We start from the raw sequence: 20,487 nt of genomic DNA on the forward strand, positions 1-20,487 counted from the left end.
TATGCTTACCCTTCGTTTCCGCTCGCGCGCCATGGCGCTCGCCGCGTCCATGCTGGCGGCAGCACCCCTCGCGCTCTCGCCGATGGTGGCGACGCCGGCGCACGCCATCATCGTCTTCGATCCCAGCAACTATGCGCAAAACGTCCTGACCGCCGCGCGCACGCTGGAGCAGATCACCAACCAGATCACCTCGCTTCAGAACGAAGCGCAGATGCTCATCAACCAGGCGAAGAACCTCGCGAGCCTGCCGTTCTCCGCGCTTCAGACCTTGCAGCAGAACGTGCAGCGCACCCAGCAGCTTCTCCAGCAGGCGCAGGGCATCGCGTTCAACGTCCAGCAGATCGACCAGATGTTCAGCCAGAAGTACGGCAACGTCTCCATGTCGACGACCGACAAGCAGATGGTCGCCGACGCGCGTTCGCGCTGGCAGAACACCGTCGGCGGCTTGCAGGACGCAATGCGCGTGCAGGCCGGCGTCGTCTCCAACATCGACAGCAACCGCACGCAGATGTCGGCGCTGGTCAGCCAGAGCCAGGGCGCGACCGGCGCGCTTCAGGCGACGCAAGCCGGCAATCAGCTTCTGGCGCTCCAGTCGCAGCAGCTCTCCGATCTCGTGGCGCTTCTCGCGGCGAACGGCCGCGCCGGTGCTCTGACCGAGGCCGAACGCACCGCCGCCGCCGAACAGGGCCGCGAGCAGCGTCGCCGCTTCCTCACGCCGGGCTCGGGCTACCAGCCCGGCAACGCCCAGATGTTCAACAGCGGCAAGTAAGCGCCGGAAAGGAGGAGGCTCATGGACGGCAAGTTGCTGGCCCGGTTGGGCGCTATCGTCTTCGTCGCGGTCGCCGTCACGGCCACGGCGATCGAAATGACCCGTAAGCAGGACGCACCGGCATCGCCGTCGGCGCGTCAGCTTCAGCCCGAAGGCGACCCGCTGCGCGAGAGCCAGCGCCGGTGCCAGCAACTTGGCCAACAGGCCGCGAGCGATGCGCAATGCCTGCGCGTCTGGGCCGAAACCCGCGACCGCTTTCTCGGCCATGCACCCGCGCCGGTCGCTCCGGTCGTGCCGGCGGCGTCCGCCGCAGCCGAAGGGCGGTGAGCCATGGGCGGCGCAGGCGTCATCGACAACTTCCTCGGCGTATTCACCAAATACATCGACTCAGGCTTCGGCCTTCTCTCCGGCGAAGTCGCGTTCATCGCGACCACCTTGATCGTCATCGACGTGACGCTGGCGGCCCTGTTCTGGAGCTGGGCCGGCGATGACGACATCATCGCGCGCCTCGTCAAGAAGACGCTGTTCGTCGGCGTCTTCGCCTATCTGATCGGCAACTGGAACAACCTCGCCAAGATCGTCTTCGACAGCTTCGCCGGGCTTGGTCTCAAAGCCTCGGGCACCGGCTTCTCGACCGCCGACCTGATGCGTCCGGGCAAGGTCGCGCAAACCGGCCTCGATGCCGCCCGGCCGCTGTTAGAGGCGATCTCGCCGCTGATGGGCTGGATCTCGGTCTTCGAGAACCTGATCCAGATCGTGTGCCTGCTGTTCGCCTGGGCGCTCGTGATCCTCGCCTTCTTCATCCTGGCGATCCAGCTCTTCGTCACCCTGATCGAGTTCAAGCTGGCGACGCTCGCCGGCTTCGTCCTCATTCCCTTCGGTCTCTTCGGCAAGACCGCCTTCATGGCCGAGCGCGTCCTTGGCAACGTCATTTCCAGCGGCATCAAGGTTCTGGTGCTGGCGGTCATCATCGGCATCGGCTCGACGCTGTTCGGCGAGTTCACCAAGGGCTTCGGCGGCACGACCCCGACCGTCGATGACGCCATGGCGATCGTGCTCGCCGCTCTCTCATTGCTCGGCCTTGGCATCTTCGGCCCCGGTATCGCCAACGGCCTCGTCTCCGGCGGCCCGCAGCTCGGCGCCGGCGCCGCGGTGGGCACGGGCCTCGCGGTCGGCGGCGCAGCCCTTGCGGCAGGCGGCGCGGCAGGTCTCGCCGTCAAAGGCGGATCGGCCGCGCTCTCCGGTGGCGCTGCTGTCGCACGCGGCGGCGCGACCGCGGCCGGCGGCGCATCGGCCGCATATTCGCTTGGCTCCATGGGGCAGTCCGGCGCGGCAGGCGTCGCCTCCGGCATGGGCGGCGTTGCCCGCGCCGCAGGCTCGGCGGCCGTCTCGCCACTGAAGCGCGCCGTGGCGCGCACCTCCGAAAGCATGAAATCCGGCTTCTCCGATGGCGCGAAGGCCGGCTTCGGCGTGACCGGAGGCAACTCGACCATGGGCACCGTCGGCGGCGGTGAAGCCGCCGAGGCCGCATCCACGCCGACAGCCGCGGCAGGCGGCGCCCCGGAATGGGCCAAGCGCATGAAGCGCGGCCAGCACCTTTCTCACGGCGTCAGCGCCGCCGCCCATGCCGTCCGTTCCGGCGACAGCCACGGCTCCGGTTCTTCCGTCAACCTCTCTGAAAGCGACCGCTCATGAACATCTTCAAAAGGCCCGCCGTGCATTACGGCAAGACGCCCGAACCCGAGACGCCTTACCAGAAGGCCGCGCAGGTCTGGGACGACCGCATCGGTTCGGCCCGCGTGCAGGCCAATAACTGGCGATACATGGCCTTCGGATCGCTCATCCTCTCGGCGGGGTTCGCCGGGGCGCTGGTCATCCAGTCGGCGCGCGGGACCGTCGTGCCCTGGGTGGTGCAGGTCGATAAGCTCGGCCAGGCGCAGAGCATCGCGCCGGCCACCGCCGACTATCGCCCGACCGATCCGCAAATCGCCTGGCATCTCGCCCGCTTCATCGAGCAGGTCCGCTCGATTCCGGCCGACCCGATCATCGTCCGTCAAAACTGGCTTCGCGCCTATGAGTGGACGACCGATCGCGGCGCGGGCGCGCTCAACGACTATGCCCGCACCAACGATCCCTTCGCCAAGGTCGGCAAGCAACAGATCGCCGTCGACGTCTCCAGCGTCATCCGCGCCTCGCCGGACAGTTTCCGCGTCGCTTGGACGGAGCGGCAGTTCGAGAATGGCGTGCTCGCGAGAACGGAGCGGTGGACGGCGATCTTGACCATCACCCTCCAGCCTCCCCGAGACGCCGAGCGGTTGAAAGCCAATCCGCTCGGCATCTACGTCAACGCCATTAACTGGTCGCGGGAGCTGAGCCAATGAGCCCGTCCATCCGCACCTTCGCCGTTCCGGCCCTGTTGCTGTCCGCAACCATGCTCGCGGGTTGCGCCAGCATGACGAAGCCTCCGGCGATCAGCTACGACGCCAGCGTGCCGCCTTTGCCGGCCATTCCCGCCGCGATCACCGATGACCGGCCCAAGCCCGTGCTGATCCCGCCGGCCTGGACGGTCGCACGCGGCGGCGAGACCGCCGGCACCCCGACCGGCCGCGTCGAAAACGCCAATGCCGCCGCCCGCGTGCAGCCGCGCCGCGAGGGCTATTATAACGCCATCCAGATCTACCCCTGGTCGGAAGGCGCGCTCTATCAGGTCTATGCCGTTCCCGGCCAGATCACCGACATCGCTCTGGAGCCGGGCGAAAGCCTGACCGGCGCGGGACCGATCGCCGCCGGCGACACGGCGCGCTGGATTATCGGCGATACCGAGAGCGGTTCCGGCGTCACGCGCCGCGTCCATATCCTCGTCAAGCCGAGCCGGCCCGACATCACCACCAACCTGATCGTGACGACCGACCGGCGCACCTACATGCTGGAGCTGCGCTCCGGCGAGAAGCCCTATATGCCGTCCGTCGCCTGGGCCTATCCGCAACCGCCGGCCAGCCAGCGCCAAAGCGTGCCGGCCACGCCGGTCATCCCGGCCATAGCCGCGCGCAATTATCGCTACGCCCTGACCGACACCGGCAATCCGCCCTGGAAGCCGATCGCCGTCTATGACGATGGCCGGCATGTCTATGTCGAGTTCCCGCGCGGCATCGTCCAGGGCGAGATGCCGCCGCTCTTCGTCATCGGCCCCGAGGGCGAAGCCCAGATCGCCAACAGCCGCATCTATCAACACATCCTGATCGTCGATCGCCTGTTCGGCGCGGCCGAGCTGCGCCTTGGCGCGGGCGACAAGCAGCAGACCGTCAGGATCACCCGCACCGACGGGAGGCCGTCATAATGACCGATACCGCAGGCAATACCGCAACCAGCACCCCCGTCGCGCCGATGCGGCTTCGCGCCGAAGCACCCAGAGTCACGCGCCTGTCACGCAAGATGCTCGCCAGCGTCGCCGCCGTCGCCCTGGTCGGCATCGGCGGATCGCTGATCTACGCCCTCCAGACGCGCGGGCCGGACGATGGCGGCGCCGAACTTTATTCCACCAACAACCGCCAGACCGCCGACGGTCTCGCCAGATTGCCGAAGGACTATACCGGCCCGGTCCTCGGCCCGGCGCTTCCCGGCGATCTCGGCCGCCCGATCCTCGACGCGCAGAACAACGGCCAGCCTGTCGCCACGCCCGCGGTTCCGACGCCCGGCGTCAGCGAGGCCGAGCAGCGCCGCCGCGCCGAGGAAGAGGCCGCGCGTCTCAGCACCGTCTTCTTCCAGTCGCGGCAGGGCTCGACGGCCGCCAGCACGGCGGGCGCAATACCCGATCTTGCCGGCCTCGATCTCTCCGGCGCGGGCGGACAGGCGGCCACCGGCCAGGACAAGCAGCTCGCCTTCCTCAACGCGGCGGCCGACCGGCGCACCGTCACGCCCGATCGCGTGACGCCGCCGGCGTCGCCTTTCGTGCTTCAGGCCGGCGCGGTGATCTCGGCGGCGCTCATCACCGGCATCCGCTCCGATCTTCCCGGCCAGATCATCGCCCAGGTCACGGAGCCGATCTATGACAGCCCCACGGGGCGCATCCTGCTCGTGCCCCAGGGGACGCGGATCATCGGCCAGTACGACAACAACGTGCAGTACGGTCAGCGCCGCGTGCTGCTCGTCTGGAACCGACTCATCATGCCGAACGGCCGCTCGATCGTTCTCGAGCGCCAGCCTGGGACCGACACGCAGGGCTATGCCGGACTGGAGGATGGCGTCGATTACCACTGGTGGGATCTCGCCAAGGCCGCCGGCTTCTCGACCCTGCTGTCGGTTGGAGCCGAGCTTGCCGTCGACGACCAGGACCGGCTGCTCCGCGCCATCCGCAACGGCGGCCAGGACACGATCAACGACGCCGGGCAGCAGATCGTTCGCCGCCAGCTCAACGTCGCACCGACGCTGACCATCCGGCCGGGCTTCCCGATCAGGATCGTGGTGACGCGCGATCTTGTCCTCGAACCCTTTAGGAACTGACCATGACCAAGCTGAAACTCGGCCCCATCTCCGACGACAAGCCCGTGAAAATCACAACGGAGCTGCCTGCGTCGCTCCATCGCGATCTTGTGGCTTATGCGGAAGTGCTGGCCCGCGAGACGGGTCAGCCTGCAACCGATCCGGTGAAGCTTGTCGTGCCGATGCTGGAGCGATTCATCGCTACGGACCGCGAGTTCGCGAAAGCGAGACGTCATCTAAATGCGACTTCCAAATAAAATTAAAGCGGCAAACTGAATACGATCAATACCGAAGGCAATATCGACGCGGACAGCTTTCTCGCCATACTGAGCAAGCGCCGCAACGCTGGATTATCGTTTCGGTGGGACCATATGGCGCTAAAGGGCAGGATCTCACCAACAATAGGTCGATAGGCGATACCAGGGAACTGGGCGGCGACGGTTGCTTCACTTACGATTGTCAGGGCACGACCGGTTGCCACTAAAGATAGAAGGTTATCCCGCCCAACTGCTTGCGTCTCGATATTTGGATGATGACCGAGGTTGGCCAACCTCTGGACAAGAAAATCATGGATTTCGGGACCCGGAGCGACTTCGCTTACCATAAAAGTCTCTCGGTCAAGGTCTTGCCACAGGAGGTTGTGCTTTCCTGCGAGTTTATGCCCTTCAGGCAGAACACCAAAAACTCGCTCAGACCACAACGGCACCGTCTCACATCCGCGCCAATTTCTAGTGCCCGTAAGGAATGCCACGTCGATTTTAAGCTGACGCACTGCGGCTATATGTTCATTGGGGTTTCCTTCTATAAATTCAACCTGCACATTTTTATGGATTAGATCGTATTGACGAAGAAGCTCGGCCAAAAAGCCGGACGCCATCGATGAGAAAATACCGATTCGAAGTCGCCCGACTTCCACGCGCCCAACACTTGCAATTTCGCTTACGCTACGGTCGATATTTCTTAGGATTCGTCGGGCTTCGGGTAGAAATTTGTGGCCGGCTACCGTCAAGCTCACGCCTGTACTCCGCCGATTGAAAAGTGACGCGCCGATTCGATCCTCAAGATCGCGGATGCGGCGGCTTATGGCTGATTCATTGATCCCAGTTGCACCACCCGCCTGCCGAAAGCTGCCGAATTCGGCTGCCGCCACAAAGTACCGGAGGTGGCGCATTTCAATTGACCGATGGGAGGTTGTAAGTTCCATCGTAAGGTTCGCCTCTTCCTCCTTCTACGAGGCGATTCCACGTTTGGATCAATCCGGCTCCTCCTCAATCGAGGGTTGAGCGTTGTTCCTAAGATTGCGAGTGACACGTGAAGGGGGCGCGCATCCCGATCTAATCGATCTACGTCAGATTGAGAAGATTACGCGCCAAGAGCGGTTTTAGAAGAGGATTGGGGAATTTTCTCTCCATCGTAACGGCAAAAAAGGTTTCGGATATGCCCGGCAACCTGTCCGCCTCGATTAGAACACCAGATTCCAGCTCGTCCTTAACGACGATCGGTGGCAGCACGGCAAGCCCGATATCCTCGCGCGCCAACAGCCGCATCATCGCCATATCTTCTACCTCTGCCACGATTTGCGGACGGATGCCCAGACGATCTACAAGCGCGTCAAAGCCGATCTTCACGCTGCTATCCGTCGTCGGCAGGATGATCGGATGTGATTTTAGCCGCTCGGCTAAGTCGTCTTTCCTAACTTTGCCAAGTCGAGCTCTTGTTCCGATCAAGCTTACAGGCTGTTCAGCAAGGCGATGAGCGACAAAGCGTGTTAGTTTATCGCGTGCCGGTGCCTGGTTAACAAGCACAACGTCAAGGCTGAGCGCTTCAAGCGATTGAAGAAGCTCGCCGCTACTGCCCGAGCGCAAAACAAGTTCAATGTCGGTACGTCCAAGTAAAGGTTTCAAGAACGCCATTTGGAAATTGCGAGAAAGCGTAGCCAGGGCGCCAACCCTGAGAACGCACCGCACCCCACCCGTGTTGCTCAAGGTACCGATCAATTCTTCGCCCGCAGCGAAAATCGTATCGGCGTGGTCCAGCGCGATCCGTCCAGCTTCTGTCAGATGAAGCTGTCGACCGCGCCGCTCGAACAATGCATGGCCTAATCGCGCTTCAAGCTTACGGATTTGCACCGACAATGCTGATTGCGTGAGGTTCAATCGCTCCGCCGTGCGTGTGAGATTCCCGTCGTGTGCGACGGCCCAAAAATATCGCAGATGGTTGTAGTTAAACGTGCTCATGATGTTCGATCATAGCGAACGATATCTCGCAAACAATGCATTTTATTCGTCTCGTTGCGGCTGATACCCCATTCGTGATGACAACATTGATTGGGGATTTCCTTGCCGTATTATCTGCTTCCGCTCATTGCGCCGCTGGCTCTTGTCGTTTCCACATTCGTCGCCTTCGCTTTGCCAGGACGACGCTATCGGCTGGCCGCCGCCGTCGCCGAGATCGCTGCGCTTTTGGCGTTGGCGTCCGCGTTGGGCTCGCTCGGCATTCTTATCCTTTGTGGTCCGGGGGAAAGCCCCTTCATTGGGGTGGCCGGGATCGGCTTTTCGGTGCGCCTTGACGCCGTCAGCGCGGCGATGCTGCTGCTCGTCGCGTTCGTCGGCTGGATCGTTGTGCGCTATGCACGGACTTATCTCGATGGTGAAGCGCGCGCGAGCGTGTTCACAGGCTGGCTGTGCGCCACCCTTGCCGCCGTGCTGCTACTCGTTCAGGCGGGCAATCTCGCCCAGCTTGTGTCGGGGTGGATCGCGACTAGTATATGCCTGCACAGGCTGTTGCTCTTTTATCCCAATCGGGTCGCCGCGCGGCGAGCCGCGCGTAAGAAGCTTATTTTTACTCGGCTAGGGGCGGTGAGCCTGATCATCGCCGCCATTCTCCTCGCATTTGCCTATGGCACAACCGATATCGCTGCGATCAACGCCGCCGCGAGAGAAGGCGATGGATCGGCGCTGGTTGTTTTCGCGACAGTCCTGATCGCGCTGGCGGCCCTGCTGAAGTCGGCGCAGTTTCCGACGCATGGCTGGCTCACCGAGGTGATGGAAGCGCCGACGCCAGTGTCGGCCCTACTGCATGCCGGAGTCATCAATGGCGGCGGATTTTTGCTCATCCGCTTTGCGGATGTGATGCTGCTGTCACCTGGAACACTGGCCGTATTGGCGATGCTGGGCGGCTTCACTGCGCTCTTCGGCGCACTGGTGATGCTGACGCAACCGGCGGTGAAGACCTCGCTTACCTGGTCGACGGTAGCGCAGATGGGCTTCATGACTTTGCAATGCGGGTTGGGACTATTCCCGCTGGCGCTACTGCATATCGTCGCTCATTCGCTCTACAAAGCCCATGCCTTCCTCGCCTCGGGCAGCGCGGTTGAACAGGTCGCCGCGATTCGGCGCCCCGGGCCGGTGGCGATCCCCGCCGGGGCGGCCGTCGGATGGGCCTTCCTCGCAGCGCTCGCGATCTATACCACGATCGGCGCGGTCTTCGGCACGATGTTTGGGTTTCACCACAAGTCGCCGCAATCTCTAGCGCTGGGCGCAATCCTGATTTTTGGCGTCGCCTATCTGCTGGCGCAGGGACTAGCCGACGCCGCGCCGCGGGTTTTGACACGCAAGACGGCCCTGTACTCAGTCACAGCGGCGGTCGGCTACTTCGCGCTGCAGACCCTGGCCGAGTGGCTAACCGCAACCGTGCTGCCCGTGCCGCCCGCGCCGGGACGCCTCGAGTGGACTCTGATGGTGCTTGCGATCCTGTCCTTCGGCACGGTGGCGGTCGCGCAAGCTCTATTCCCGCTATGGGCGCATCACCCAGCGGCTGCGGGCGTGCGGGTCCACCTCTCGAACGGCCTCTACATCAACGCAACACTCGATCGGATGCTCGGCGGCTGGTCCGTCCGCAAGGCGTCGTGACGACAGTATAGCAAGGAAAACGCCGATGCTGATGATCAAAACTAACGCCCCAACCCTCGATTCCGCGGCTATCCTTAAGGCGGCCGAACGCGCAGCACGCGCCATCCCGCCGCTTTGGCCGCTGGCCTCCAGCGTTGCGGTTAACCCCTTTCTGGGACAAAGCGAGGAGCCGCTATCGGCAGTGGCCGCGCGCCTAAGACGGGTCGCGGGAGCCACACTCACAATGCCGCGGGCCTGGTACGCCGAGCGGATTCATAAGGGCGAAATCGCCGAAGCGGATCTCGCGGCATCGTTTGAGGCTGCACCTGAAACTTGGCGGCCAAAGACCATTGCCTTATTGAAGTCGGCAATCGAAGCGGGCGCGCCGACCCCTGTTATGCTTCCGACGATGGCGGAGCTCGCGGCCGAAGCCTCGGGCATAGACTGGACAGGCGTGATCGCGGAGCGCTTCGGGCAATGGGCCGCCGGCTATTTCGATGCGGGCCAGGCCTTGTGGACGGCGCCTCAGAGCAGTTGCGCCTATGCTGCGTGGCGCTCGGCCGCCACCCACGATCTCACCCCAGAGATTCTCGGCCTTAAGGGCTTTGCCATGCATGTTGCGCAAGCCCCAGAGCGCGCTGAGGATGCGCTGATCCAGTCGATCGGAAAGCTCGGCCTCGACGAGGCGGCGCTCGAAACCTATTTGCACCGGCTGCTGATGAGCCTTGGCGGCTGGGCGCAGTTCGCCCGATACAAGCTCTGGCAAGCTGAGCTCTCGGGCGGGTCGGACAACACGATTACCGACCTTCTGACGATTCGTCTCGTCTGGGAACAAGCACTGTTTGAACAACACACGCTTCGCATCGCTAGCCAATGGAAAGAGGCGCTTTGCGCCTATGCCACGCCGGTCGAGCCGACACCGGACGATGCAATCGATGCGATCTTGCAGGAGGCGACCGAGCGCGCTGCGCAGCGGCAGCTGGGCAAGCTCCTTGAATCGCCTGCTCCCTCTAGATTGCAAGCGCGCCCAGCATTGCAGATGGCCTTCTGCATCGACGTTCGCTCTGAGGTGTTCCGCCGGGCATTGGAAAGCCTCGACCCCCACATCGAGACACTGGGTTTCGCCGGGTTTTTCGGCATCGGCATTCTGCATCGGCGCTTCGCGTCGGATGTCGCGGAGGCGCGGCTGCCTGTGCTTCTTGCGCCGCAAATACGAACATGCTCGGGCGGGCATTCGCATGATGTCGAGACTCGGGACAGAACAGCTCGGCTCCTGGCGCGAGCCAAGCGCGCCTGGGGGCGTTTCAAGCTCGCCGCCGTTTCCTCATTCGCTTTCGTCGAGGCAGCCGGGCCAATCTATGTTGGCAAGTTGGTGCGCGATGGCTTGGGACGCGCCGGCAACCGGATGCCGGATGACCCGGCGCCAAGGTTCGAACCCGCGCTCGATCCTGAGGCTCGCATTGGCATGGCCGAAAGCGTGCTGAAGGCAATGTCGCTAACCGAACGTTTTGCACCGCTTGTCCTTATCGCTGGCCATGGCGCCAACGTCATTAACAACCCGCATGCCAGTGCGCTCCATTGCGGCGCCTGCGGCGGCTATTCCGGTGAGGTGAACGCGCGGTTGCTCGCTGCGCTCCTCAATGAACGCGAAGTGCGCGCCGGCCTCGCAGAACACGGGATCGCCATTCCGGACGACACGTTATTCATCGGAGCCCTGCACGACACCACCACTGATCGTGTGACGATATACCAAGAGGACTCTCCATCAGCGCTACACAAGGAGAGCGTCAAACAGGCAAAAACCTGGCTTGCGACGGCTGGCGCGCTTGCGAGGAGCGAACGCGCTTTGAGGTTGCCCCGGGCGTCGGGAGCGGGGGACATTCTCCACCGCGCCCGCGATTGGGCCGAAGTGCGTCCGGAATGGGCGCTTGCCGGCTGCCAGGCCTTCATCGCCGCGCCGCGCCATCGGACTGCGGGGCGCGACCTCAAGGGACGCGCATTTCTGCACGACTATGACTGGCACCGGGACGACCGGTTTGCCGTTCTGGAGCTGATCTTGACAGCGCCGGTCGTGGTAGCGAGTTGGATCAGCCTGCAGTATTACGGATCGACTGTCGCGCCAACAGTGTTCGGAGCTGGCAACAAGCTCCTGCACAACGTCACCGGCGGCATCGGCGTGGTCGAAGGCAATGGCGGTCTTCTTCGCGCCGGGTTGCCCTGGCAGTCGGTTCACGACGGAGAACGGATAGCGCATGAGCCGGTGCGCCTGACCGTGCTGATCGAGGCGCCGCGCGAGGCGATAATCGCGATCCTTAAGCGCCACGACCAGGTAAGGGCGCTGTTCGACAACAAATGGCTCTACCTTGTTGCCCTCGACGAGCAGGGCCGCCTGGCTTGGCGGTACGCTGGTGGTCTTGGCTGGGAAGCCTTTGCCCCAAAGCACGTTGAACCGGAACGGACGATGGTGGTCGTATGAACCGGTTACCCGTCCATTTAGCGGCCTTGGAATCCGAGGCGATCCATGTGCTGCGCGATGGGGTCTCGGAGGCGCGCAATCCCGTGGTGCTGTTTTCGGGCGGCAAGGACTCGACCGTCCTTGCCGATATCGTCCTGCGCGCCTTCTTCCCTGCGCGGCCGCCGATTCCGCTTTTGCATATCGATTCGACCTGGGAGTTCGCGGAGGTTCTGACTTTTCGCGACGCCTTCGCCGAGCGCTATGGCTTTCGGCTGATCGTTCACGTCAACGAGTATGGCAGGGCACAGTCAATCAATCCGTTCGACCATAGCGATGTCTACACCACCATCATGCGCACCGATGCGCTCAGGCAAGCACTGACCGCCGGTGGTTATGACATCATCTTCGGCGGCGCTCGACGTGATGAGGAGGCAAACCGCGCCAAGGAGCGGATCGTTTCAGTTCGGAGCGCCAGCCATGCCTGGGAGCCTCGCATGCAGCGTCCCGAACTCTGGCGCTGTTTCAATTGGCGGCTGAAGCCTGGCGAGACTATCCGCGCTTTTCCGCTGTCCAATTGGACCGAGCAAGACCTTTGGACCTACATCCTGATGCGCAAGATCGAAATCGCGCCGCTCTACTTTGCACATGAGCGCAATGTCGTCACTCGAGCAGGAATGCGGATCGTCGTCGACGATCCTGCCCGAATGCGCTGGCAACCAGGCGAAACTGCGCTGCCGGAGAAGGTGCGCTTTCGTACGCTCGGATGCTGGCCGGTGACGGCGGCGCAACCTTCCGAAGCAGAAACCATCGCCGCTGTCGTGCTCGAGACCCTGCGCGCTGAAACCTCCGAACGCCACGGCCGCCTCGGCGACAATGGCTCGCTCGAGCGTCAGAAACGGGAGGGCTATTTTTGAGCAACGACGGTCATTCGCAAGCCACGGTTGGATGTCCGCTGTCCGGTCCTTATGCCGGGCTGCGCGCCGTGCTGGCCACCATGCATGGCAAAGATGCGGCAATCGTGCCGGTTTTCCAGGAGCGGCTCGAGCTGAGCGTCGTAACCCCGTCTGCAATCGACACCGACGCGCTCGGTACCTTCACCGGCGAGATTCCGCGCTCCGGCACCATCCGCGAGGCGGCCATAGCCAAGGCGAGGCTTGGGATGGCGGTGACGGGTCTGTCTATAGGCATCGCCAGCGAAGGCAGCTACGGTCCGCATCCTCATGTGCCGTTCATTCCCGGCGGGGTCGAGTTCATGGTTCTCGTGGACGACGAGCGCGGCATCGTCGTCACCGAGCATTTGATCGATGATGCCCCGGTCTACGAGCACGCCGTCGCGGCCGAGTTCGGCGATCTCAGGGCGTTTCTCGACCATATCCGGTTCCCCGATCACGCCGTGATCGTGCGGCCTCATGAACCTGACGATGATAGCGTTCTCATTCACAAAGGACTGCGCACAGATGAAGCGCTGGAAAGCGCTCTCGCAACTTCGGCCCCGCGATCGCGCGACGGGCGCGCGCTCGTTCAGACAGATATGCGCGCCCACATGAATCCGACGCGTATGGCGAACATTGGCAGTCTGGCACGTGCGCTCTGCGATCGGCTGGCGACCCCGTGTCCGGCCTGCGGCGCCCCGGGCTACGGGCAAATCGACGTGGAGACAGGGCTTCCCTGCGAATGGTGCGGCGCCCCGAGCATCATGGTTCGTCATCAGATCTTCGGTTGCGTGGCTTGCGAGTTTCGCGAGAAGCGTCCCCGCCCCGACGGACGCACCCATGCCGATCCCGGCCATTGCCCAGAATGCAATCCGTGATCGGCGGGACCGACCAAGGCAGATCGCAAAACCGGCTGTTGGAGCGGCGAAGGATGCTGGCTCGCGAGAGAGGTGAATTTGATGTCTTGGTATGACGACAGCTTGAAAGAAACCGAGGCACGAATTGCTTGGGTTCTGGCCCATCCGGGCATGAGCTTGTGGCTGAAAGATACGCTCGGGGCTGCACTTGAGCGCGACCCGGTCGATATCCTGAATGACCTCGAAATCCTGAACCATCTGCTGCGCGCCCGATCCGATGCGCTGATTCACGAAGCAGCCGGCGGAGAAGGAGGTGACCTCACACGAGAGGATTGAGCTAACGACCTCGGCAGTACGCGACCTACTAGAGAGCAGGAGCTGCTCACCTGTCATTACACCAGCAGACTCCAGGTGGCGATCGATTCTGCGACGAAGAGGTAGCAGGTGGCCGATTTCGACCAAAACCCGATATCGCGATCAATTCTCGATGAACTTGGCGTGCGAGGACGGATTGCGCTTTGCATCAACATTTCTCGGCTGTGCAATACGCGCTCCCAATCTACGATGTATTTGGCAGGCGCTTATCATTTGGTTCGAGCAAATCCATCGATAAACATAGCGCGTATGATACGAGAAAAACAATGGCCGGAGGTTCGTCATCATGGCAGGTAAGATCTTCAGACTGCTTTTGGCCGGCTTCTCGGTGATCGGCTATCGCGCCGGCGTCGAAGAGCCGTCTTATTCCATTGTCGGCCATATCGGCGAATTGGAAATTCGCCGATATGGCCGACGGCTCGCGGCCGAGACGACTTTGTCGGGCAAGACAATGGAAGAAACCCGCCGTGCCGCCTTCCAAATTCTGGCCGATTACATTTTCGGCAACAACAAGGCCAAAACGAAAATCGCGATGACGGCTCCGGTGGCTCAGTCATCGCAACAGATCTCAATGACCGCGCCCGTCAGTCAGCAGAGAACCGCCGAAGACTGGGCCATGAAATTTTTCCTGCCCAGCGATTTGACCGTGGACACTGCGCCGGAGCCGAAAGATCGCAGAGTAAAGCTAATCATCGTTTCAGAGCAGGATTACGCCGTACTGCGCTTTACCGGCCGCCGGGACGACGAAGCCGTGCAATCGCACATCGCCAGACTCAAGGCCGCGCTTAGCGGCAGCGCTTGGCAATCCGCTGGCGAGGCCGTCGCGTGGCTCCACGACCCACCCTGGACACTGCCTTTCCTGCGCCGCAACGAGGTGGCGATAAACGTCCATCGCAGCGGTGTAAAAGACTAATTTGCCTGCTCACGCCAATTGCGGCTGCTACATGGAACCTGAATGGCGATAAAGCGTTCAATCGGACGAAAAATCTCGAATGAAAGGGCGGCCCAGGTGGCACAGCAAACGACTGCGGGCCTGGACGAGCCTGATCCAGCAAGGGAAAGGATCATTCTCCTCGTTGAGGATGAGGTTCTAATACGCATGACGGTTGCCGATGTCCTGCGTGAGCATGGTTATTGCGTGATCGAGGCGGCAAGCGGCGACGAGGCTCTTCGTCTTCTTAATTCGGGCATCAACTGTGATCTCGTCGTGAGCGACGTGCAAATGCCCGGGGGCATAGACGGCACGGCACTCGTGCAGCGGTTGAAGATTGATCGGCCTCATCTGCCTGTTATACTCGCCTCGGGTCATCTTGCTGCCGCGCATGACTCTGAAGCCGTGGCATTCATAGCTAAACCTTATGGGCCATCCGATGTTGTTGCGATCGCGGCCCGGATTCTCGATTGACGCTGGGGAAAAACCAGGCGAAAGGTGTGCGGAGTGTCACCCCAAACCGTGCTGGTCGTTGATAGCGAGGTGCTTGTTCGCCATGCGATTGCGGACTATCTACGGTCTTGCGGATATACGGTAGTGGAAGCAGCTACTTCCGACGAGGCGCTGATCGTGTTCAAGGATATGCAGATCATGGTCGATGCCATGCTGTGTGACATCGAGGTAGATGGCTCGATGAATGGCTTTGAACTCGCGCGCGCCGCGCGGACGATTCATCCAGGGATCGAAATCGCCCTGGCCGGCAGCGTGCTATCCAGCGCCAAGGCTGCCGCGAATCTTTGTGATTCTGGTCCTCACCTTGGTAGGCCTTATGATCCGCAGGGCGTCGCTGACTACATCAAGCAATTGCTTCCCAAAAGGCGGACAGCGGAGGGCTGACGGTCCTCTGGCGCGTAATCAACCACGAAGCTCCCGGCGAACGTCTAAGACTGTAACTCGTAAGGACAAAAGTGCTAGCCAGAGCGCGAATCCGAAATGGGAGCTTGGATCAAAAAATCTCACCGGTCCGTGAAACTTGGATCGAAGCAACATTTGCATGAATGCCGCAACGACAACGCGGCCGGTCCAATCACGCGGGCTAGTGGATGCCTGATGATGAACCGCCCCGATTGCCCGAGATATCATTGAAATCCCGCCGATAGCCTAGGACCTGATTGACAAGCTGGAGACTGTGCTGCAGGCGCTCGTGAAATTTGCCGAGATCTGCGAGGAATTCATCTCGGAGTTCGTTAAAAGAAAGTTCCATTGCTTCGCACGTCGACTCATTGACGCGGCGCCCCGTTAAACCACCGCCTACGAACAGTCGATCAAGCATCTTTTCGGGGATTCCGATCGGGCATGGAACAATTTCTCCCTTGCGTCCAAAATCACAGTGGCTCGAACCGGAATATAAAGGGCCTCGAGAACTCCGTCGGAGCTCAACTCTACACGCGCTCGCTCGATACCCCCGGCATCCAATATGTCCACAACAAGCCGGAAACTGTCCTCCGATTGATGCGCTTCTGTGCCGGGATGCGCGAGCAAATGTTTGGTCCGAGACAAACGCATCTCCGGCTTTTGAGAGACTCCCGAACCGTCATAGATCGGTCATCCTCCGCCTGCCGGCGTCCAGTTAACATCCCGGCAGAGCAGACCGCCCAAAATGCAGCCGCGCGTAGTCAGGCTGTTGGGGTTGACGATCACGGTTATGCGATAGGTCTTTTCTCGTTTCGGATCGTAAGCCTTCCCCACCAGTTCAGTGGCAGATTTGCGATCAAGCGACATGATGAGCCGGTCTCCGACTTCCTCGCCCTTGCTCGTGTCCCTGATCCATAAATTTGTGGCACAAAGTTTTGACCCGCATGGCGCTATTCGCACACGAGCATTGCCGTCGTCGCGCATCCATACTCCTTCAGGACTGCGTTCCTGTGCGGCGACACTGATGCAGCTCGCCATCGACAATGCACAGACGGTCGCGGCACGCCACATCATGGATCAAGCTCCTTGAAGGTTCTTCTTCATCGGCTTTCTTTGATACGCAGCTTTCAATCGTACGGATCACATCTACATCGTCTGCTGCACGACCGGGGAGATTTGGTCTCTCAGACTTGGTGATCCGGTCCCATCGCTGGCGCGTACAATCATCGAGATTAAGCTGGGAAGGGAGTTGTCTTGAAAACCTATTCGATTGCCTACATCGCCACCGGATTGGTATTTCTCGCCATCGATGCGATCTGGCTGACCATTGCGGCGCAGCGGCTCTACCGTCCACTTATGGGTGACATGCTGGTTGAGAGTTTCAGATTGGCGCCGGCGGCGCTTTTCTACTTGATCTACATCGCCGGCATCGTCGTGTTCGCAATCGCGCCCGCTTTTGCCAACGACCGTTGGACGACGGCAACATCGTATGGCGCTTTCCTCGGACTTTTCGCCTATGCAACCTATGATTTGACCAACCAGGCGACGCTGAAAAACTGGCCGCTTGCCGTGACCATCGCCGATCTCTGCTGGGGAACGTTCCTGACCGCGGTTGCCGCAACGGCCGGGTTCCTGATCACCCGCGCCTTTACGACCGCCCATTAAGTCGGCCTATAAGCCCTGATGCTATCAGTCCCACAAAAACGGTGAGTGTTCCGACACTCATGGCGTTCAACCGGGAAAATGCATGGTACTCGGAAGATGAATAGAGATAGAGAGGCGCACCGTACGCACCATCCAGTCCCAGATATATAAGCAAGGCTACACCGATCAGGGTAAAAGCAGCCAGCCGCTCCGATGCTCTGAAGAACGTTGCTGCGATCAGAGCGCACGGAATGAGGAAAATCTCCACCCCTGACGCGTGCCCGAACACTTTCGCGCTGAGAACCGTGTTGGCCATACCGGCAATAGGAAGAAGCGCGCGACCGGCTACAGGCCATCGTTTGGCCACTGCCGGCACGGCCAGAAAAAACGGCGTCGACAAGAAGGTGAAAAAGACCGGCGAGACGTGGTCGCTGACCGCCCAATAGACATACAACGGATAAAAGGGCTGGTTGGAAGCAACGACCAGGGCAATCAGATTGCAGGACGCGACCATGGGATCGTCATGAGCGGCATAGGCCGCAACGCGTCTCCAGACTTTGCCGACAAAGGTGAAGGACATCCCGCGCACTATGCCGGGCGCAGGAGATAGTGGCTCACGCCCCACTCCTCACCGCCGGCGTGCCCGAACAGCCCCGCCGTCGCCAGATAGAAAAGACGCCAGCGCTGTCCCCAGAGGGCGGCATCGGAACCGTAGACCTCGCTCAGGATGTGATCGATCTGCGCGCGGTTTGCATCGAAGCGCGCGAGCCAGTCCATCGCCGTCTTCTTGTAGTGAAGCCCGCTCCACCGCCAATCCTGTTCAACCGCAAAGCAGTCGGGAAAATGTCTGAGCAAGCCGTGGCTCGGCATGATGCCGCCGGTGAAGAAATGCTGGGCGATCCAGTCAGCCTCGTTCTTGTGATCAAACCGGTAGGGGCTGCTCTTGTGGCTGAAGACGTGAATGAACAGCCGCCCCCGCTCGGGTTCCAACCACATCCTGACGCGGCCAAGGAGCCCTTTCCAGTTCGACATATGTTCAAACATCTCGACCGAGACGATCCTGTCGTACATCCCGTCGGCCATGAAGGCGTTCATATCAGCGGTGATGACACGGACATTGGCGAGACCGCGCTCGGCTGCCTGCGCCTCGATATAGCGCCGCTGCGGCACGGAATTCGAGACAGCTGTGATGGTCGAACGAGGAAAGCGCTCGGCCATGAACAGTGTCAGCGAGCCCCAGCCGCAACCAAGTTCCAGGATCGATTGTCCGTCGGCGAGATCGGCGTGCGCAACGGTTTCCTCAAGTGCCAGAAGTTCCGCTTCGGCCAACGTCTCCACGCCCGTCGGATAAAGACAGCAGGAATATTTGCGGTGCGGCCCGAGCGTGAGGGCGAAGAATTCGGGCGGCAGCTCGTAGTGCTGCCGGTTGGCGGCGTCCGCATGTTCGGCGATTTGATGTTCGCCCATGGCCGACGCGAACTCTTCTTCCTCCCGACCGGATTCTGCGTCCAGCTTCCGCTTCGTGCGCCCGACCAGGAACTCGATGCCCATGCGCGCCAATGGGTCGGGAAGCGGGGCGCGTTCGGCGGCGCGTATTGTCAAGGAAATTAGGCTCATCAGGGTTCTCTATCTGTGCTAGTAGCGCCCGCAACGTTTTGCGGACCGGGCCAGAATGCGTTGACGCGTTGCTGGTATTCCCGGAAGATTCTGCCGCGGGAGCGCAGCATATGCGCCTCGAGCGGCGGAATGCCTGAGGCGTGAACAAGGAGCCAATACATCAGCAGTGGGCTAGCGAGTGCCAGCCAGCCCTGGGGATAGGCGCCGGTGAGGTCGACCGCGATGACGGCGTAGGTGAGCCAGCCCAGCCACTCGAAAAAATAGTTCGGGTGGCGTGAGAGACCCCAAAGCCCGACGTCGCAGACCTTGCCCTTGTTCGCAGGATCCGAGCGAAAATCCGAGAGCTGTCGGTCGGCAAGCGCCTCGCCGGCGACTGCCACGATCAGGACGGCGACACCGAGCCAATCGAAAAATCTGAGACCGGGCGCCGGATTATGGGCCGCGAGCATGATCGACAGCGCGAGCACTAGCGCGGCCAGCGCCTGTATCTGCAGAAACCAGAACAGGCGAGTGTTGAAGGCTTTCCCCCACTCTTCACGCAATTGGCCGTAGCGCGGGTCATCGCCACTACGAGCGGTGCGCGCCGTGATGTGAATGCCAAGTCGCAGTGACCAGAGGAGCGCCAGCACGGCAACAAGCACCTGACGGACTGTCATCTCGGCATCGGCAAACGGGACAAGGGCCGCTGCCGCGCCAAACGCGCCGGTTGCGAAAGACCAGATCGCGTCGATCCAGCCCGACCGACCCGTCCGAAGCGCAATAAGCCAGGCGCCGATCATAGTCGCCGAGAGGCAAACCGCGAGTACGATAATTACGATCGGCGCGGTCATGCGCTCCTGCCCTGCGCTGTCGGCAAGCCGTGAAGTGATTGTTGATGGGTATGTTTGAGCGCAAAATCCGCGACATCATCGAGAACCGGCGCCAGGAAGCGCAACGGACCCGCAAACGCGCCGATCAGCGTGCGGTGGTTTACACGGTCGTAGAGCTTCGTTTCAGCCTCGCCGCCGACGCATCTTATGCGTTCGGTGAGTCGGATCGTGTTGCCGGGCTCGACGGTCCGATCATTCTTTCCTGTCGCCAAAAACGCCGGCGGAGCAAACGCATCCACGAAGTTGATCGGCTGTGTATCGCCGAGGCAGTTTTCCGGCCCAAAGATCTGTTTCAGCGTCCGGCTGTGAAGCGGGAGAAAGTCATAGGGACCGGCGAGGCCGATCATGGCGCTCAGGTCGACGCTTGCATCGAGACCAAGCCCAAGAAGCCATTTGCGATCGAAGGCCAGCATGGCGGCGATATGGGCGCCGGCGGAATGGCCCATGGCGATGACGCGATGAGGATCGCCCCCGAACTCCGCAATATGATCAACCGTCCAGCGCATCGCCTCAGCCCCATCTTCGAGGAAGCCGGGAAAGCAAACTTCCGGGAAAACCCGGTAATCGGGAATGGCGGTCGTAAAGCCTCGGGCGGCCAACGCCGATCCGACAAAAAAAATAGTCGCCACGCTCCCCTTCTTCCCAGCCGCCTCCGTAAAAGAAGACAATGACCGGAGATGGTCCGTCCGTGGCGGCCGGATAGATATCAAGGACATGGCGCGGGCAGCGCCCGTAACGGATACCTTGATGCGCG

The 20,487-nt window shown here is 61.5% G+C and carries 23 protein-coding genes; 16 read left to right on the forward strand and 7 right to left on the reverse strand.

Annotation, left to right across the window (positions count from 1 at the left end; genetic code table 11):
* Position 1 precedes the first annotated feature (1 nt).
* The 7 genes from trbJ to ACFJIU_RS23955 are packed head-to-tail and all read left to right on the forward strand — an operon-like array spanning position 2 to position 5,505.
* Positions 2–769 (forward strand): P-type conjugative transfer protein TrbJ, encoded by a 768-nt coding sequence (gene trbJ / locus ACFJIU_RS23925; protein WP_379064210.1) that lies wholly within the window; start codon positions 2–4, stop codon positions 767–769.
* A 21-nt stretch (positions 770–790) separates the two neighbouring features.
* Positions 791–1,096, forward strand: coding sequence for a putative entry exclusion protein TrbK-alt (gene trbK-alt / locus ACFJIU_RS23930; protein WP_379064212.1), 306 nt, complete (start codon positions 791–793; stop codon positions 1,094–1,096).
* A 3-nt stretch (positions 1,097–1,099) separates the two neighbouring features.
* Positions 1,100–2,464: a P-type conjugative transfer protein TrbL gene (trbL, locus tag ACFJIU_RS23935; protein WP_379064214.1), complete on the forward strand. Its 1,365-nt coding sequence runs from the start codon at positions 1,100–1,102 to the stop codon at positions 2,462–2,464.
* Positions 2,461–3,150: a conjugal transfer protein TrbF gene (trbF, locus tag ACFJIU_RS23940; RefSeq protein WP_379064216.1), complete on the forward strand. Its 690-nt coding sequence runs from the start codon at positions 2,461–2,463 to the stop codon at positions 3,148–3,150. Before trbL ends, trbF begins: the two co-directional genes overlap by 4 nt.
* A complete protein-coding gene (gene trbG, locus ACFJIU_RS23945; protein ID WP_379064218.1) occupies positions 3,147–4,106 on the forward strand; it encodes a P-type conjugative transfer protein TrbG in 960 nt (319 codons plus the stop codon). The genes trbF and trbG overlap by 4 nt, the downstream gene beginning before the upstream one ends.
* Positions 4,106–5,269 (forward strand): TrbI/VirB10 family protein, encoded by a 1,164-nt coding sequence (locus ACFJIU_RS23950; protein WP_379064220.1) that lies wholly within the window; start codon positions 4,106–4,108, stop codon positions 5,267–5,269. Before trbG ends, ACFJIU_RS23950 begins: the two co-directional genes overlap by 1 nt.
* A gap of 2 nt (positions 5,270–5,271) precedes the next feature.
* Positions 5,272–5,505: a DUF2274 domain-containing protein gene (locus tag ACFJIU_RS23955; RefSeq protein WP_379064222.1), complete on the forward strand. Its 234-nt coding sequence runs from the start codon at positions 5,272–5,274 to the stop codon at positions 5,503–5,505.
* 2 nt (positions 5,506–5,507) lie between these two features.
* Here the strand turns inward: ACFJIU_RS23955 and ACFJIU_RS23960 are convergent, their stop codons facing one another.
* Together ACFJIU_RS23960 and ACFJIU_RS23965 are read right to left on the reverse strand one after the other, a co-directional pair.
* On the reverse strand, positions 5,508–6,452 hold the full coding sequence (locus ACFJIU_RS23960; protein WP_379064224.1) for a LysR family transcriptional regulator: 945 nt from the start codon (positions 6,450–6,452) through the stop codon (positions 5,508–5,510).
* Between the two features lie 139 nt (positions 6,453–6,591).
* On the reverse strand, positions 6,592–7,485 hold the full coding sequence (locus ACFJIU_RS23965) for a LysR family transcriptional regulator (protein ID WP_379064226.1): 894 nt from the start codon (positions 7,483–7,485) through the stop codon (positions 6,592–6,594).
* A gap of 102 nt (positions 7,486–7,587) precedes the next feature.
* On the opposite strand from ACFJIU_RS23965, the gene ACFJIU_RS23970 reads away from it, so the two are divergent.
* From ACFJIU_RS23970 to ACFJIU_RS24005, 8 genes are all read left to right on the forward strand, one after another.
* Positions 7,588–9,159, forward strand: a complete 1,572-nt coding sequence (locus ACFJIU_RS23970) for a proton-conducting transporter membrane subunit (protein WP_379064228.1) — start codon at positions 7,588–7,590, stop codon at positions 9,157–9,159.
* Positions 9,160–9,184: 25 nt separating this feature from the next.
* Positions 9,185–11,614, forward strand: coding sequence for a YbcC family protein (locus ACFJIU_RS23975; protein ID WP_379064230.1), 2,430 nt, complete (start codon positions 9,185–9,187; stop codon positions 11,612–11,614).
* A complete protein-coding gene (gene cysD, locus ACFJIU_RS23980; protein WP_379064232.1) occupies positions 11,611–12,507 on the forward strand; it encodes a sulfate adenylyltransferase subunit CysD in 897 nt (298 codons plus the stop codon). Before ACFJIU_RS23975 ends, cysD begins: the two co-directional genes overlap by 4 nt.
* Complete coding sequence (locus ACFJIU_RS23985) at positions 12,504–13,403, forward strand: DUF6671 family protein (protein ID WP_379064234.1); 900 nt, start codon at positions 12,504–12,506, stop codon at positions 13,401–13,403. Before cysD ends, ACFJIU_RS23985 begins: the two co-directional genes overlap by 4 nt.
* Positions 13,404–13,484: 81 nt before the next feature.
* Positions 13,485–13,718 carry a hypothetical protein gene (locus ACFJIU_RS23990; RefSeq protein ID WP_379064236.1) on the forward strand — a complete coding sequence of 78 codons (234 nt, stop codon included), beginning with the start codon at positions 13,485–13,487 and terminating at the stop codon, positions 13,716–13,718.
* 325 nt (positions 13,719–14,043) lie between these two features.
* Positions 14,044–14,670 (forward strand): SOUL family heme-binding protein, encoded by a 627-nt coding sequence (locus tag ACFJIU_RS23995; protein WP_379064238.1) that lies wholly within the window; start codon positions 14,044–14,046, stop codon positions 14,668–14,670.
* Between the two features lie 42 nt (positions 14,671–14,712).
* Positions 14,713–15,162 (forward strand): response regulator, encoded by a 450-nt coding sequence (locus ACFJIU_RS24000; RefSeq protein WP_379064240.1) that lies wholly within the window; start codon positions 14,713–14,715, stop codon positions 15,160–15,162.
* A 33-nt stretch (positions 15,163–15,195) separates the two neighbouring features.
* A complete protein-coding gene (locus tag ACFJIU_RS24005; RefSeq protein ID WP_379064242.1) occupies positions 15,196–15,585 on the forward strand; it encodes a response regulator in 390 nt (129 codons plus the stop codon).
* Between the two features lie 708 nt (positions 15,586–16,293).
* Here the strand turns inward: ACFJIU_RS24005 and ACFJIU_RS24010 are convergent.
* Positions 16,294–16,677 carry a DUF2147 domain-containing protein gene (locus tag ACFJIU_RS24010; protein WP_379064245.1) on the reverse strand — a complete coding sequence of 128 codons (384 nt, stop codon included), beginning with the start codon at positions 16,675–16,677 and terminating at the stop codon, positions 16,294–16,296.
* 180 nt (positions 16,678–16,857) lie between these two features.
* On the opposite strand from ACFJIU_RS24010, the gene ACFJIU_RS24015 reads away from it, so the two are divergent.
* Positions 16,858–17,268, forward strand: coding sequence for a DUF2177 family protein (locus tag ACFJIU_RS24015; RefSeq protein WP_379064247.1), 411 nt, complete (start codon positions 16,858–16,860; stop codon positions 17,266–17,268).
* Here the strand turns inward: ACFJIU_RS24015 and ACFJIU_RS24020 are convergent.
* Genes ACFJIU_RS24020 through ACFJIU_RS24035 form a run of 4 tightly spaced genes read right to left on the reverse strand, consistent with a single transcriptional unit; the run spans position 17,252 to position 20,362 of the window.
* Positions 17,252–17,827 (reverse strand): hypothetical protein, encoded by a 576-nt coding sequence (locus ACFJIU_RS24020; RefSeq protein WP_379064249.1) that lies wholly within the window; start codon positions 17,825–17,827, stop codon positions 17,252–17,254. The genes ACFJIU_RS24015 and ACFJIU_RS24020 overlap by 17 nt on opposite strands.
* A gap of 8 nt (positions 17,828–17,835) precedes the next feature.
* Entirely contained in the window at positions 17,836–18,864 is a 1,029-nt protein-coding gene (locus ACFJIU_RS24025; protein WP_379064251.1) for an SAM-dependent methyltransferase, read from the reverse strand.
* Positions 18,864–19,694 carry a DUF1295 domain-containing protein gene (locus ACFJIU_RS24030; RefSeq protein ID WP_379064253.1) on the reverse strand — a complete coding sequence of 277 codons (831 nt, stop codon included), beginning with the start codon at positions 19,692–19,694 and terminating at the stop codon, positions 18,864–18,866. The genes ACFJIU_RS24025 and ACFJIU_RS24030 overlap by 1 nt, the downstream gene beginning before the upstream one ends.
* Positions 19,691–20,362: an alpha/beta hydrolase gene (locus ACFJIU_RS24035; RefSeq protein WP_379064255.1), complete on the reverse strand. Its 672-nt coding sequence runs from the start codon at positions 20,360–20,362 to the stop codon at positions 19,691–19,693. The genes ACFJIU_RS24030 and ACFJIU_RS24035 overlap by 4 nt, the downstream gene beginning before the upstream one ends.
* Positions 20,363–20,487 lie beyond the last annotated feature (125 nt).

Source organism: Mesorhizobium sp. UC74_2 (genome assembly GCF_042701485.1).
GTDB lineage: Bacteria > Pseudomonadota > Alphaproteobacteria > Rhizobiales > Rhizobiaceae > Mesorhizobium.

Coding starts and splice junctions, on each gene's coding strand:
- trbJ (WP_379064210.1), top strand. CDS start 2: ATGCTTACCCTTCGTTTCCGCTCGCGCGCCATGGCGCTCGCCGCGTCC.
- trbK-alt (WP_379064212.1), top strand. CDS start 791: ATGGACGGCAAGTTGCTGGCCCGGTTGGGCGCTATCGTCTTCGTCGCG.
- trbL (WP_379064214.1), top strand. CDS start 1,100: ATGGGCGGCGCAGGCGTCATCGACAACTTCCTCGGCGTATTCACCAAA.
- trbF (WP_379064216.1), top strand. CDS start 2,461: ATGAACATCTTCAAAAGGCCCGCCGTGCATTACGGCAAGACGCCCGAA.
- trbG (WP_379064218.1), top strand. CDS start 3,147: ATGAGCCCGTCCATCCGCACCTTCGCCGTTCCGGCCCTGTTGCTGTCC.
- ACFJIU_RS23950 (WP_379064220.1), top strand. CDS start 4,106: ATGACCGATACCGCAGGCAATACCGCAACCAGCACCCCCGTCGCGCCG.
- ACFJIU_RS23955 (WP_379064222.1), top strand. CDS start 5,272: ATGACCAAGCTGAAACTCGGCCCCATCTCCGACGACAAGCCCGTGAAA.
- ACFJIU_RS23960 (WP_379064224.1), bottom strand. CDS start 6,452: ATGGAACTTACAACCTCCCATCGGTCAATTGAAATGCGCCACCTCCGG.
- ACFJIU_RS23965 (WP_379064226.1), bottom strand. CDS start 7,485: ATGAGCACGTTTAACTACAACCATCTGCGATATTTTTGGGCCGTCGCA.
- ACFJIU_RS23975 (WP_379064230.1), top strand. CDS start 9,185: ATGCTGATGATCAAAACTAACGCCCCAACCCTCGATTCCGCGGCTATC.
- cysD (WP_379064232.1), top strand. CDS start 11,611: ATGAACCGGTTACCCGTCCATTTAGCGGCCTTGGAATCCGAGGCGATC.
- ACFJIU_RS23990 (WP_379064236.1), top strand. CDS start 13,485: ATGTCTTGGTATGACGACAGCTTGAAAGAAACCGAGGCACGAATTGCT.
- ACFJIU_RS23995 (WP_379064238.1), top strand. CDS start 14,044: ATGGCAGGTAAGATCTTCAGACTGCTTTTGGCCGGCTTCTCGGTGATC.
- ACFJIU_RS24000 (WP_379064240.1), top strand. CDS start 14,713: ATGGCGATAAAGCGTTCAATCGGACGAAAAATCTCGAATGAAAGGGCG.
- ACFJIU_RS24010 (WP_379064245.1), bottom strand. CDS start 16,677: ATGATGTGGCGTGCCGCGACCGTCTGTGCATTGTCGATGGCGAGCTGC.
- ACFJIU_RS24020 (WP_379064249.1), bottom strand. CDS start 17,827: ATGTCCTTCACCTTTGTCGGCAAAGTCTGGAGACGCGTTGCGGCCTAT.
- ACFJIU_RS24025 (WP_379064251.1), bottom strand. CDS start 18,864: ATGAGCCTAATTTCCTTGACAATACGCGCCGCCGAACGCGCCCCGCTT.
- ACFJIU_RS24030 (WP_379064253.1), bottom strand. CDS start 19,694: ATGACCGCGCCGATCGTAATTATCGTACTCGCGGTTTGCCTCTCGGCG.